The organism is Pseudomonas sp. WS 5411 (assembly GCF_012985595.1).
GTDB classification, from domain to species: Bacteria; Pseudomonadota; Gammaproteobacteria; order Pseudomonadales; family Pseudomonadaceae; genus Aquipseudomonas; species Aquipseudomonas shahriarae.
In genome coordinates this window covers 1-12,071 of the sequence record NZ_JAARMC010000031.1, presented here as the reverse complement: position 1 = coordinate 12,071, position 12,071 = coordinate 1, and the positions used below count along the sequence as shown (strand labels likewise).

Here is a 12,071-nt window from a genome sequence, read left to right as displayed (position 1 = left end):
GCGTGGCAGCACGCGGCGCGCCTTTCACATCATTCTATGAGGACTCCCATGCGTCTTATCCGCATGCTGTTGTTGCCGGCATTGGCCCTGACCGCGTTTTCGGCCCACGCCGACCAGGCATCCGTCGCGAGCCTGACCAACTTGCTGGACAAATCCAAGACCCTGACCGCGCGCTTCTCCCAGCTGACCCTGGACGGTGGCGGTACGCAGTTGCAGGAAACGGCCGGTGAAATGGCCGTGCAGCGTCCTGGCCTGTTCTTCTGGAAAACCGACGCGCCCAATGAGCAGACCATTGTCTCCGATGGCAAGAAAGTCACGCTGTGGGACCCGGACCTGGAGCAGGCGACCATCAAGACCCTCGACCCACGCCTGAGCCAGACCCCGGCCTTGCTGCTGTCGGGTGATGTGTCGCAGATCAGCGAGAGCTTCGAGATTACCTCCAAGCAACAAAGCAACGTGATCGACTTCACCCTCAAGCCCAAGTCCAAGGACACGCTGTTCGACAGCCTGCGCCTGTCGTTCCGCAATGGGGTGATCAACGATATGCAACTGATCGACAGTGTCGGCCAGCGCACCAATATCCTGTTCACCGGGGTCAAGGCCAATGAGTCGGTCCCGGCCAAGACGTTCAAGTTCGACATCCCCAAGGGTGCCGATGTGATCCAGGAGTAAAACGCAGCCCATGGACCTGTTTCGCAGTGACCCGATTGCCCAGCCATTGGCCGCGCGCCTGCGCTCGACCAACCTGGATGAGTATGTCGGGCAGGAGCACTTGCTGGCTCGTGGCAAGCCGCTGCGCGAAGCTCTGGAGCAGGGTGCCCTGCACTCGATGATCTTCTGGGGGCCGCCGGGCGTGGGCAAGACCACCCTGGCGCGGCTGCTGGCGAAGGTCTCCGATGCACACTTTGAAACGGTCTCGGCGGTATTGGCCGGGGTCAAGGAAATCCGCCAGGCGGTGGAAGTCGCCAAGCAACAGGCCGGGCAATACGGCCGGCGCACTATCCTGTTTGTCGACGAAGTGCATCGCTTCAACAAGTCGCAGCAGGATGCGTTCCTGCCTTACGTGGAAGACGGCACGCTGATTTTTATCGGTGCGACCACGGAAAATCCCTCGTTTGAGTTGAACAACGCTTTGCTCTCGCGAGCGCGGGTGTATGTGCTCAAAAGTCTCGATGAAGCGGCGATGCAGAAGCTGTTGCAGCGGGCGCTGAGCGAGGACAAGGGGCTGGGCAAGCGCCACCTGAGTCTGGGTGACGAGGGTTTCAAGATCCTGTTGGCGGCGGCAGACGGCGATGGCCGGCGGTTTCTCAACCTGCTGGAAAACGCCTCCGACCTTGCCGAAGACAATAGTGAGATTGGCGTCGACCTGCTGCAAAGCCTGTTGGGCGATACCCGGCGGCGTTTCGACAAGGGCGGCGAAGCCTTTTACGATCAGATTTCCGCGTTGCACAAATCCGTGCGCGGCTCTAACCCGGACGGCGCGCTGTACTGGTTCGCCCGCATGATCGACGGCGGCTGCGACCCGCTGTACCTGGCCCGGCGCGTGGTGCGCATGGCCAGCGAGGACATCGGCAACGCCGACCCACGGGCCCTGAGCCTGTGCCTGGCGGCCTGGGAAGTCCAGGAGCGCCTGGGCAGCCCGGAAGGTGAGTTGGCGGTGGCGCAAGCCATCACCTACCTGGCCTGCGCGCCGAAAAGCAATGCGGTGTATATGGGCTTCAAATCGGCATTGCGCGCCGCGGCCGAGCACGGCTCGCTGGAAGTCCCCTTGCACCTGCGTAATGCACCGACCAAGCTGATGAAACAATTGGGTTATGGCGATGAGTACCGCTACGCCCACGATGAACCGGATGCCTATGCCGCCGGTGAAGACTACTTTCCCGACGAGCTTGCCCCGCAACCGTTCTACCAGCCGGTGCCCCGTGGCCTGGAGTTGAAGATCGGGGAAAAGCTCAACCACCTGGCGCAACTTGATCGCCTGAGCCCCAAACAACGGAGAAAACTATGATTCCCTTGGTGGTCGCAGTCTCTGTTGGCGGTGTGGCCGGTACCTTATTGCGCTTTGCCACCGGTAATTGGATTAACGCCAATTGGCCGAAACACTTCTATACCGCGACGCTGGCCGTTAATATCGTGGGCTGCCTGTTGATCGGCGTGTTGTACGGCCTGTTTCTGTTACGCCCGGAGGTGCCTGTTGAGGTGCGCGCCGGGTTGATGGTGGGCTTCCTTGGCGGCCTCACCACCTTTTCATCCTTTTCACTGGATACCGTGCGCCTGCTGGAAAGTGGGCAAGTGCCGCTGGCGATAGGCTATGCGGCCATCAGTGTATTCGGCGGGCTGCTCGCCACCTGGGCCGGCCTGTCCTTGACCAAACTTTGATAAACGAGAGACCGACATGCTCGATTCCAAACTGTTACGTAGCAACCTTCAGGACGTAGCGGACCGCCTGGCATCCCGTGGCTTTGCCTTGGATGTTGCGCGCATCGAAGCGCTGGAAGAACAGCGCAAGACCGTCCAGACCCGCACCGAAGCACTGCAGGCTGAACGCAATGCGCGCTCCAAATCCATCGGTCAGGCCAAGCAGCGTGGCGAAGACATTGCGCCGTTGATGGCGGACGTCGAGCGTATGGGCAGCGAGCTGTCTGACGGTAAGGTCGAGTTGGACAAGATTCAGTCCGAGTTGGATTCCATCCTGCTGGGCATTCCCAACCTGCCGCATGAGTCGGTACCGGTCGGCGAAGATGAAGACGGCAACGTCGAAGTGCGCCGCTGGGGTACGCCAAAAGCCTTTGATTTCGAGATCAAGGACCACGTCGCCCTGGGCGAATTGACCGGCGGCCTGGATTTCGAAACCGCCGCCAAGATGTCCGGTGCGCGCTTTGCCTTGCTGCGCGGCCCGATCGCGCGCATGCACCGTGCCCTGGCGCAGTTCATGCTCAACCTGCACACCGGCGAACACGGGTACGAAGAGGCTTATACCCCGTACCTGGTTCAGGCGCCGGCGCTGATGGGCACCAGCCAGCTGCCGAAGTTCGAGGAAGACCTGTTCAAGATCAGCCGCGATGGTGAAGCCGATCTGTACCTGATTCCGACTGCCGAAGTGTCGCTGACCAATATTGTGGCCGGCGAGATCCTCGACGCCAAACAGCTGCCGATCAAGTTCGTGGCCCACAGCCCGTGCTTTCGCAGTGAAGCCGGTGCCTCGGGGCGTGACACCCGCGGCATGATCCGCCAGCACCAGTTCGACAAGGTCGAGATGGTACAGGTGGTCGAGCCGTCGACCTCCATGGAAGCCCTGGAAGGCCTGACTGCCAACGCCGAGCGCGTCCTGCAACTGCTGGAGCTGCCGTATCGCGTATTGGCGCTGTGCACTGGCGACATGGGTTTCAGCGCGGTGAAGACCTACGACCTGGAAGTGTGGGTGCCGAGCCAGGATAAATACCGCGAGATTTCTTCGTGCTCCAACTGCGGTGATTTCCAGGCCCGACGCATGCAGGCGCGTTTCCGTAACCCGGAAACCGGCAAGCCGGAGCTGGTCCACACCCTTAACGGTTCGGGCTTGGCGGTAGGTCGCACCCTGGTTGCCGTTCTGGAGAACTACCAGCAGGCCGACGGTTCGATCCGTGTACCTGAAGTGCTCAAACCTTACATGGCGGGCGTTGAGGTCATCGGCTAAATGGAATTTCTGCCACTGTTTCATAACCTGCGCGGCAGCCGTGTGTTGGTCGTCGGTGGTGGGGAGATTGCCTTGCGCAAGTCCCGGCTGCTGGCCGATGCCGGCGCGGTATTGCGGGTGGTTGCTCCCCTGATTGAAGATCAGTTGCGTGAACTGGTGCAGGGCAGTGGCGGTGAACTGATTGTGCGCGGTTATCAGGAGGCGGACCTTGATGGCTGCACCCTGATCATCGCTGCAACCGACGACGAGCCGCTGAACGCGCAAGTGTCCAGCGATGCCCGGCGGCGGTGTGTGCCGGTCAATGTGGTGGACGCGCCAGCCTTGTGCAGCGTGATCTTCCCGGCGATTGTCGACCGCTCGCCCTTGGTGATTGCGGTGTCCAGTGGCGGCGACGCGCCGGTGCTGGCGCGTTTGATCCGCGCCAAGCTGGAAACCTGGATTCCGTCCACCTACGGTCAATTGGCCGGGCTGGCCGCGCGCTTTCGTGCCCAGGTCAAGGGCTTGTATCCCGATGTTCAGCAACGCCGGGCTTTTTGGGAAGAGGTTTTCCAGGGCCCGATTGCCGATCGGCAACTGGCGGGGCAAGGTGATGAAGCCGAGCGGTTGCTGGTGGAAAAAGTCAACGGCAAGCCGCCCCATGCACCAGGTGAGGTGTATCTGGTGGGCGCAGGCCCCGGTGATCCGGACCTCCTGACCTTTCGCGCGCTGCGTTTGATGCAGCAAGCCGATGTGGTGCTGTATGACCGCCTGGTGGCCCCCGCGATTCTTGAGCTGTGCAGACGGGATGCCGAGCGGGTTTATGTAGGCAAGCGCCGCGCCGATCACGCGGTACCGCAAGAGCAGATCAACCAGCAACTGGTGAACCTGGCCAAGCAAGGTAAGCGTGTGCTGCGCCTCAAGGGCGGCGACCCGTTTATTTTTGGGCGCGGCGGCGAAGAGATCGAAGAGCTGGCGGCCCATGGCATCCCGTTCCAGGTGGTGCCGGGCATTACCGCGGCCAGTGGTTGCGCGGCTTACGCTGGCATCCCTTTGACCCATCGCGACTATGCGCAATCGGTACGCTTCATCACTGGCCACCTCAAAGATGGCACCTCGGATTTGCCCTGGAATGACCTGGTGGGGCCGTCGCAGACCCTGGTCTTCTATATGGGGTTGGTGGGCTTGCCGGTCATCTGCGAGCAACTGATTCGCCATGGTCGTTCGGCGGACACCCCGGCTGCGCTGATCCAGCAAGGCACCACGTCCAACCAGCGTGTGTTTACCGGCACCCTGGCCGACCTGCCGCGCCTGGTGGCGGAGCATGAAGTGCATGCGCCGACCCTGGTGATCGTAGGCGAAGTGGTGGTGTTGCGTGAGAAATTGAAGTGGTTTGAAGGCGCCCAGTCCCAGGTATAACCTGTTCGCCCGGCTGCACACAGACCCACTGTGGGAGCCGGGCTTGCCCGCGATGAGGCTGGCGCATCAGCGCCAGATCTCTTTACCGCTTAATCCTTCTCGATCATGTTTGCTATCAAACGCCTGCAATGGCCCCTTCGGCACAATCCCTGTCGGATTGATCGTCCGGTGGCTGGCATAGTAATGCCCCTTGATATGCGCAAAATCCACGGTCTCGGCCACCCCCGGCCATTGATACAGCTCTCGCAACCAATTCGACAGATTCGGATAATCTGCTATCCGCCGTAGGTTGCATTTGAAGTGGCTGTAATACACCGCGTCAAACCGAATCAGCGTGGTAAACAGCCGCACATCGGCCTCTGTCAGGTATTCACCGGCCAGGTAGCGCTGCTGGCCCAGGTGTTGTTCCAACTTATCCAGCTCGGCAAACACCTCATCAAATGCGCTTTCATACGCCTGCTGCGAGGTGGCGAAGCCTGCGCGATACACGCCATTGTTCACGGCGGGATAGATCTGCTCGTTCAACGCGTCGATGGTCGGGCGCAGCGGTTCGGGGTAGAAGTCCAGGGTGTTGCCGGTCAGCCCGTTGAATGCGCTGTTGAACATGCGGATGATCTCTGCCGATTCATTGCTGACGATGCGATTGAGCTTCTTATCCCATAGCACCGGCACCGTGACACGCCCGGTGTAGTCGGCGGTATCGGCGGTATAGCGCTGGTGCATGAAGGCAAAGTCGTCGAGCTTGTCGCCAGTGGAGCCGTGGGCCTTGTCGAAGGTCCAGCCATTCTCCAGCATCAACCAACTGACCACCGACACGTCAATCAGGCTTTCCAGGCCCTTGAGCTTGCGCAGGATCAGGGTGCGGTGCGCCCACGGGCAGGCGAGGGAAACATAGAGATGGTAGCGGCCAGCCTCGGCCTTGAAGCCGCCATCCCCGCTCGGGCCAGGTTGGCCATCGGCGGTGACCCAGTGCCGGCGTTGCGCCTGTTCCCGTTGGAAGGCGCCATCTGCGCTACTTTCGTACCACTGGTCGTGCCAGTGTCCTTCAATCAGCAAACCCATGACTGACTCCTTGGCTAGTAAGCGTTGGAGTGCAGTCTAATCGTCTGGGTTCGAACAAATAGCGCAAAGGGTCGGGGTTAATTATCGACTAGTTCGATGTGTTGCGCGCATCCCAATACTGTTGGGCCAGTTCGAAGGCCTGTTCCCGTGGGTGCCCCAGGCCGCGCAGGGCCAAGGCCATGGTGGCGATCAGCGCTAATTGCGGGTAGCTGTCTTGCACCTCACCACGCCACAGGGCCTTTAAATGTTCGGGGTCGAGACTGGCTGGCTTGACGTGGCGCTGGGTGGAGAGGGCAGGCCACTCCTCGTCCCAGCTTGCGCCGCCGGTGGTGCCGTACAAGTGGCTGGTGGTGTCGGGATTGATCTCGATCTCGCCGCCATCGCCCTTGATCACAATGGTGTTGTCACCCAGCAGGCCACTGGCATCGCGGTGTACCCCCTGGTAGCCGGGATGGAAGATGCTTTGCAGGCCGCAGCGTGCGCCCAGCGGGTTGAGGATGCGGGCCAGGGAGTGAATGGGCGAGCGCAGGCCGAGGATATTGCGCAGGTCAATCATGCGTTGCAACTGCGGGGCCCAGTCGCCCAGTGGCATAAATGCCAGGTTGCCTTGTTCCAGAGCGGTCTCGACCTGTTGCCAGTTGCGGCACAGTGGAATCTGCAGCTCACCCAGCAACTGTTCGGTGTACAGCCGGCCGGCCGTATGGGCACCGCCGCCGTGCATGAAAATCCGCACGCCGTTCTGCGCCAGGCACTTGGCGGCCAGCAGGTACCACGGCAGGTGGCGTTTTTTCCCGGCATAGGTGGGCCAGTCGAGATCCACCGTCAGCGCTGGAGGGTTGAGCCGCTCGCGCAGGGCCTCGGTGAAGCCGGCGAGCTCCTCCGGGCTTTCTTCCTTGTGGCGCAGCAGCATCAGGAACGCACCGAGCTGGGAGTCCTCGACTTTCTCGTCGAGCAGCATGCCCATGGCTTCCCGGGCTTCTTCGCGCGTCAGGCTGCGGGCGCCGCGCTTGCCTTTGCCGAGGATCCGCACAAACGGCGCAAAGGGGTGTTCGGCGGGAGTTTCGGTGATCAACGGGGCAAAGTCGGTCATAAGCAATTCGTCGGCCTGGGCAGGCCCGCCAGCTTGGCGGCAAGTTTGGCGGGAGTGCCTTTGAACAGTCGGTTGAGGTGCAGGCTGTTGCCCTTTTCCGGGCCCAGCTTCAAGGCGGTGTACTTGATCAGGGGGCGGGTGGCCGGGGACAACTGGAACTCCTGGTAAAAACCCCTGAGCAGCTTGAGGATTTCCCAGTGTTCGTCGGTCAGTTCCAGCGCTTCGGCGCTCGCCAGGGCATTGGCCACCTCGACTGACCAGGCATTCAGGTCAACCAGGTAGCCGTCCTTGTCCAGCTCAAGGGTGTGGGTGCCTACAGTCAGGGTGTTCATAGCCAGGTGTTGACCTTGTCATGGTCGATCGACAGCTGCACAAAACCTGGGTAGTCGACACTCCTGGCCCACTGCGGCAACGCCAGGCCGCGGGCCTGGGCATCTTCGGCAAGCACGAAGATGGCCAGGGCCTTGGCTTGCAGGGCCTGGAAGGGGGCGCTACCGGGTTGCAGGGCATAGATTGCATCGCCGCACAGCAGGATCGCATCTTGCGCGCCACACAGGCGTAGGCAACTGCCGAGGCGGCTGTCGGTAAACGGGGAGTGGGACAACACATGCAAGGTCGACATCAGAGGGTCATCACCTGATCGTAACGGTCAATCATCTGGGAAATCTGTTCGCTGCTCAGTGGCTGCGCGCTATCAGGGGCGGTCAACCCACGCTCCGCCAGGCTGTGGCTGCATGCGAACACGTCGTCGATGCCAAACAGCGAGAGGGCCTGCAGGTTGGCCGTCACATCCTTTTGTTGCAAGGCCTTGGCATCTTGGGCGGTTGCCAGTTGAAACACCCCGTCATCGAGAAACAGCAGCCCGATCGGCAAGTCGAATGCGCCGCCGGCCAGCACCACATCCAGTGCTTCCCGCGCACTGGGCCCGGACCATGGCGCCTGGCGGCTGATGACTAACAAGGATCTGGACATTTCATGGCCCTCCAAAGCAGATCAGGCGGTCGGCGTCCTGAATGGCGTCGTGCAACTGCCCCAGGCCTGACAGCGCCCACGGCGCGTCCAGATTCACCGCACTGCGCTGGTAGCGCGCAGCTTCCTCGGCATTCAACACCCCTCGGCGCAGCGCCGCCGCAATGCAGACCACGCCGTCAAGCTGATGCTCGCTGACGAAGGCGCGCCATTGTTGGGCGATATCCTGCTCATCCTGGGGCGTGACCACCGAATTGGCAGCGCTGTAGACGCCATCCTGATAGAAAAACAGCCGCACAATCTCATGCCCGCCGGCCAACGCCGCCTGGGCAAACTGCAGGGCGCGGCGCGAGGAGGGCGCATGGGCGGCGGAAAAAAGCGCAATCGCGAACTTCATGGAACACTCTGTAGGCAAACCTTTGCCAATGATAAAGCCGCAGGCAACAAAAAGCCCGCCGAAGCGGGCTTTTTGATGAGGCTGGGATCAGTCGTCGCGGCTCATGATGCCGAAGATCTGCAGCAGGCTGACAAACAGGTTGTAGATCGATACATACAGGCTGATGGTCGCCATGATGTAGTTACGCTCGCCGCCATGGATGATGGCGCTGGTCTGGAACAAAATGCAGACCGAGGAAAACAGCACAAAACCGGCGCTGATCGCCAATTGCAGGCCGCTGATCTGGAAGAACATGCTCGCCAGCACGGCCGCCAGCAACACGAAGAAGCCAGCCGTGATGAAACCGCCGAGGAAGCTCATGTCCTTACGGGTGATCAGCACATAGGCCGACAGGCCACCAAACACCAAGGCCGTCATGGCGAATGCCGAGCTGACCACTTCCGCGCCGCCCTGCATACCCAGGTAACGGTTCAGGATCGGGCCCAGCAGGAACCCCATGAAACCGGTCAGGGCAAACGCCGACACCAGGCCCCAGGCCGAGTCGCGCAGCTTGTTGGTGAGGAAAAACAGGCCGTAGAAGCCGATCAATACCACGAAGATATTCGGGTAGCCGACACGCATCTGCTGCGCCACATACGCCATCACGCCGCTAAATGCGAGGGTGAGGGCGAGCAAGCCGTATGTATTGCGCAGGACGCGGCTAACCTCTAGCTGCTCAGCCTGCACGTTGCTATTAACTGCGTAATCCTGTTCGCGCATGGCGACACTCCTTCAGTTTTGAAACGTTCAGTCGCAAAGATCATAACAGACGCTCTGTAACAAGCTATGCAGAGAGTTTGACAGTGTGTTTCATTCGGGTATTATGGCGCCCGCTGAGACAGGATGGGCTATTATAATCCTGTGTTGCGCAAGGGAAATTGGCAGAGTGGTTGAATGCACCGGTCTTGAAAACCGGCGAACGTTAATAGCGTTCCCAGGGTTCGAATCCCTGGTTTCCCGCCAAGATTCATACAAAAGCCCCGCGATTGCGGGGCTTTTGTGTTTCTGGGGGTTGGCCATGGCGGGCTTGTATTTGCTCGGTGTTCCATAACTATTATGGAACCGTTCCATAACTTTTCTATGTTGACGGCTTCGTAGTGGCGCCGAGCCTTCTGTAAGCGCGCTTTGTGATTTCCTGATTGCTGTGCCCCAGCAGCAGACTTGCGTCGCCGATATCCACGACTCCAGAGGTGATTCAATCTTGCAGCCGGACCTTATCTAAAGGCACCCACCCAGTTGCACCGTCTGAAATCCGTACCGCCCATAACCAACCGTTCAATTGACGATTACCTTGCAGTACTTGTCCCTCGACAACATCCAACTCTCTGTTAGTGAAGTCCTCCAGCATCTTTGCGGAGCCGTCCACGTGGCGATCAAGGAGTTGCGCTGGTACAAAGCCAGGTTCTTGGTCCGGGGCAGTGCAAAAATACCAGTCAGGCCAGCCTTCGGGACCATCATATCGCTCCCCAACCAAAACGCCGTCCCCAGTTCGGAGGGTCATAGGTTCAGGAAATTCGCTGACATGTGAGTGAATTACCACATAGCTTGATTCGATCACTATCGCCTCCTTGGGTGGTGTTCGCACGGAGCAGCAGTTGCTCTCCATCGATACAGTTTCCACTCGCTCGACCAGTGCGCCAAGCTCGTTCAGGCAGCCTGGCTACGATAAGGCGAATCCAGAGATTGTTGCCGGTGAGCCCGACACTGGACGACCCACAGAAACCCCGCTCCCGAAGACCGCTGTGGCGAGCGAAATCGCGCACGGCTGGGTTCATTCGCATGTTCTCTCTAGATATGACCTGGGTCATCTCCCTATTTCAGTAGCCTGCTAACGTATCAGGCCGCTGACGGCTTCAGGGAGGATGAGGTTCAGCCTGCGACACCATATTCATAACGGGAGCGTTCACGGTGAAGAGCTGGCACTGCATACTCGGTATCTTAGTGATTACGACACTAACGCTGCTGATTGAAATACCTGTTGATACCTGGCTCACTTCGGCAACTCTCAGCCTGATACTTGGAGCTTGCGCACTGGTTTATATGGCGGTTTCCTGCCTGTTGGCCAGTCGCTGGAGGGTAGTTGAGAATCTATTCGGCGGCTTGGACCGGGTCTATGAGTCACACAAGTGGCTAGGTATCTGGGCGCTTGTATTTGCCACGTATCACTTTGTATTCAAGGCAAATCTGGATGCCTGGAACAGCGTGCCTATTCTGGAGTTGCCAAAATACTGGACGCGGCTAGTGCGCCAGTTGAGCTATGTAGCACTAGGTCTGATCGTACTTCTTGCGTTGAACCGCAATATTCCTTACAGCCTGTGGCGGTGGTGGCACAAGCTCTCCGGGCCATTGTTTCTGGTCGTGATTTTACATTGGTTAAGCTTCAAGTCGCCGATCACTTTGTTCAGCCCTTCAGGTCTCTGGTTGGCGCTGTCCTGCGGGTTGGGTGTGCTGGCAGCCCTTTACAAACTGGTTCTTTACCCCTTTTTTGCCCGTGCTGGCGAGTACAGGGTGAAAACCGTCAATAGGGGCAACAGGGCGCTGCATTTGACGCTGGAGCCCATCCATAAAGGATTTGACTTCAGTGCCGGGCAGTTTGCGTTTCTGGCCATGCAGCAAAAAGGGTTGCGTGAGCCTCACCCTTTCACGATCGCTAGCGCCAACGGTCCGAATGGGCAAATTGAGTTCATTATCAGAGGGCTTGGGGATTACACCAAAAAGCTCTGCGAGTGCGCGAAAACCGGAATGCTTGCCACTGTCTACGCCCCTTATGGGAGATTTAAACGGGCCTCTCACGCCGAGCGGGAAATCTGGATCGGCGCGGGTGTGGGGATTTCGCCTTTTATTTCCTGGTTGCAAGATCCGAATGCCAAAGACTTCGAAAAGGCAACGCTGGTCTATTGTTTCACCCCCTCGCGCGCCTTCCCTCCGTCCGAAGAGTTGGAAAGTATGGCCACCATGCGTGGTGCGCAATTTGTTCGTAATACGGGGGGGACTGAGCAGTTGGCTGAAACCTTGAGTGACGCGGTGGCTCAAACCAAACCGGACCAAATTCATGTCAGTTTTTGCGGCCCCAAAGGACTACTAAGCAAGGTGTATGAACTAATGGATCTCCATCGAATTCCGAAAGCTAATCTTCACTTCGAACTTTTCGACTTCCGTTGATTCGATAGACTGCCTACTGCAGGTCATGCCAGCTGGTCATCCAGCTCCTGGGGGAGCAGCTAGGCTGCAATCCCTGGAGCCTGTTAGATGATCCGTAAAAACCAGCCTCTACGAAGCGCGCGTGTTGTTCTCTCGACGCGCCTTACTGCTGATTCATGAATCGCCCCGGGTTTCGTAGACACCTCCATGCCTTAAACTGAGGCCAATCAGGAGGTGCCATGAGCAACCCACGTTATCCCGAAGAATTCAAAATCCAAGCGGTCAATCAAGTGACCGAAAAG

At 59.2% G+C, this 12,071-nt stretch carries 14 protein-coding genes, 1 tRNA gene and 1 pseudogene; 7 read left to right on the top strand and 9 right to left on the bottom strand.

All coding sequences use genetic code 11. The features are described 5' to 3' along the window. Positions 1 to 48 precede the first annotated feature (48 nt). Genes lolA through cysG form a run of 5 tightly spaced genes read left to right on the top strand, consistent with a single transcriptional unit; the run spans position 49 to position 5,071 of the window. Positions 49 to 672: an outer membrane lipoprotein chaperone LolA gene (lolA, locus tag HBR93_RS25035; protein ID WP_057960009.1), complete on the top strand. Its 624-nt coding sequence runs from the start codon at positions 49 to 51 to the stop codon at positions 670 to 672. Between the two features lie 10 nt (positions 673 to 682). Beyond that, positions 683 to 2,008 carry a replication-associated recombination protein A gene (locus tag HBR93_RS25030; protein WP_057960008.1) on the top strand — a complete coding sequence of 442 codons (1,326 nt, stop codon included), beginning with the start codon at positions 683 to 685 and terminating at the stop codon, positions 2,006 to 2,008. Beyond that, on the top strand, positions 2,005 to 2,379 hold the full coding sequence (gene crcB / locus HBR93_RS25025) for a fluoride efflux transporter CrcB (protein WP_057441422.1): 375 nt from the start codon (positions 2,005 to 2,007) through the stop codon (positions 2,377 to 2,379). The genes HBR93_RS25030 and crcB overlap by 4 nt, the downstream gene beginning before the upstream one ends. Positions 2,380 to 2,395: 16 nt before the next feature. Further along, positions 2,396 to 3,676, top strand: a complete 1,281-nt coding sequence (gene serS / locus HBR93_RS25020) for a serine--tRNA ligase (RefSeq protein ID WP_057441423.1) — start codon at positions 2,396 to 2,398, stop codon at positions 3,674 to 3,676. Continuing rightward, positions 3,677 to 5,071, top strand: coding sequence for a siroheme synthase CysG (gene cysG / locus HBR93_RS25015; RefSeq protein ID WP_057960007.1), 1,395 nt, complete (start codon positions 3,677 to 3,679; stop codon positions 5,069 to 5,071). A gap of 66 nt (positions 5,072 to 5,137) precedes the next feature. Here cysG and HBR93_RS25010 read toward each other — a convergent pair whose 3' ends face one another. The 7 genes from HBR93_RS25010 to HBR93_RS24980 form a co-directional block, all read right to left on the bottom strand. Next, on the bottom strand, positions 5,138 to 6,133 hold the full coding sequence (locus HBR93_RS25010) for a glutathione S-transferase family protein (RefSeq protein ID WP_169961317.1): 996 nt from the start codon (positions 6,131 to 6,133) through the stop codon (positions 5,138 to 5,140). Positions 6,134 to 6,221: 88 nt separating this feature from the next. Continuing rightward, positions 6,222 to 7,223, bottom strand: coding sequence for a glycosyl transferase family protein (locus HBR93_RS25005; RefSeq protein WP_057441426.1), 1,002 nt, complete (start codon positions 7,221 to 7,223; stop codon positions 6,222 to 6,224). Further along, entirely contained in the window at positions 7,220 to 7,555 is a 336-nt protein-coding gene (locus HBR93_RS25000) for a TusE/DsrC/DsvC family sulfur relay protein (protein ID WP_169961316.1), read from the bottom strand. Before HBR93_RS25000 ends, HBR93_RS25005 begins: the two co-directional genes overlap by 4 nt. After that, positions 7,552 to 7,845, bottom strand: a complete 294-nt coding sequence (gene tusB / locus HBR93_RS24995; protein WP_128593583.1) for a sulfurtransferase complex subunit TusB — start codon at positions 7,843 to 7,845, stop codon at positions 7,552 to 7,554. The genes HBR93_RS25000 and tusB overlap by 4 nt, the downstream gene beginning before the upstream one ends. Beyond that, positions 7,845 to 8,195: a sulfurtransferase complex subunit TusC gene (gene tusC / locus HBR93_RS24990; protein WP_169961315.1), complete on the bottom strand. Its 351-nt coding sequence runs from the start codon at positions 8,193 to 8,195 to the stop codon at positions 7,845 to 7,847. Before tusC ends, tusB begins: the two co-directional genes overlap by 1 nt. Before the next feature lies 1 nt (position 8,196). Beyond that, positions 8,197 to 8,589, bottom strand: a complete 393-nt coding sequence (tusD, locus tag HBR93_RS24985) for a sulfurtransferase complex subunit TusD (RefSeq protein ID WP_057960002.1) — start codon at positions 8,587 to 8,589, stop codon at positions 8,197 to 8,199. Positions 8,590 to 8,676: 87 nt separating this feature from the next. Next, positions 8,677 to 9,348 (bottom strand): Bax inhibitor-1/YccA family protein, encoded by a 672-nt coding sequence (locus HBR93_RS24980; protein WP_029293588.1) that lies wholly within the window; start codon positions 9,346 to 9,348, stop codon positions 8,677 to 8,679. A gap of 152 nt (positions 9,349 to 9,500) precedes the next feature. On the opposite strand from HBR93_RS24980, the gene HBR93_RS24975 reads away from it, so the two are divergent. Beyond that, positions 9,501 to 9,591, top strand: a tRNA-Ser gene (locus HBR93_RS24975). Positions 9,592 to 9,706: 115 nt separating this feature from the next. Here the strand turns inward: HBR93_RS24975 and HBR93_RS27105 are convergent. Together HBR93_RS27105 and HBR93_RS24970 are read right to left on the bottom strand one after the other, a co-directional pair. Then, positions 9,707 to 9,817: pseudogene (locus HBR93_RS27105) on the bottom strand (integrase); the annotation flags it as partial. 6 nt (positions 9,818 to 9,823) lie between these two features. Beyond that, a complete protein-coding gene (locus HBR93_RS24970) occupies positions 9,824 to 10,186 on the bottom strand; it encodes an SH3 domain-containing protein (protein WP_222932501.1) in 363 nt (120 codons plus the stop codon). 350 nt (positions 10,187 to 10,536) lie between these two features. Between HBR93_RS24970 and HBR93_RS24965 the strand changes: the two genes are divergently transcribed. Next, on the top strand, positions 10,537 to 11,790 hold the full coding sequence (locus tag HBR93_RS24965; protein ID WP_169961314.1) for a ferredoxin reductase family protein: 1,254 nt from the start codon (positions 10,537 to 10,539) through the stop codon (positions 11,788 to 11,790). The last annotated feature ends 281 nt before the right edge of the window (positions 11,791 to 12,071 follow it).

Coding starts and splice junctions, on each gene's coding strand:
- HBR93_RS24980 (WP_029293588.1), bottom strand. CDS start 9,348: ATGCGCGAACAGGATTACGCAGTTAATAGCAACGTGCAGGCTGAGCAG.
- crcB (WP_057441422.1), top strand. CDS start 2,005: ATGATTCCCTTGGTGGTCGCAGTCTCTGTTGGCGGTGTGGCCGGTACC.
- HBR93_RS25000 (WP_169961316.1), bottom strand. CDS start 7,555: ATGAACACCCTGACTGTAGGCACCCACACCCTTGAGCTGGACAAGGAC.
- cysG (WP_057960007.1), top strand. CDS start 3,677: ATGGAATTTCTGCCACTGTTTCATAACCTGCGCGGCAGCCGTGTGTTG.
- HBR93_RS25005 (WP_057441426.1), bottom strand. CDS start 7,223: ATGACCGACTTTGCCCCGTTGATCACCGAAACTCCCGCCGAACACCCC.
- tusC (WP_169961315.1), bottom strand. CDS start 8,195: ATGTCCAGATCCTTGTTAGTCATCAGCCGCCAGGCGCCATGGTCCGGG.
- tusD (WP_057960002.1), bottom strand. CDS start 8,589: ATGAAGTTCGCGATTGCGCTTTTTTCCGCCGCCCATGCGCCCTCCTCG.
- HBR93_RS25010 (WP_169961317.1), bottom strand. CDS start 6,133: ATGGGTTTGCTGATTGAAGGACACTGGCACGACCAGTGGTACGAAAGT.
- tusB (WP_128593583.1), bottom strand. CDS start 7,845: ATGTCGACCTTGCATGTGTTGTCCCACTCCCCGTTTACCGACAGCCGC.
- serS (WP_057441423.1), top strand. CDS start 2,396: ATGCTCGATTCCAAACTGTTACGTAGCAACCTTCAGGACGTAGCGGAC.
- lolA (WP_057960009.1), top strand. CDS start 49: ATGCGTCTTATCCGCATGCTGTTGTTGCCGGCATTGGCCCTGACCGCG.
- HBR93_RS25030 (WP_057960008.1), top strand. CDS start 683: ATGGACCTGTTTCGCAGTGACCCGATTGCCCAGCCATTGGCCGCGCGC.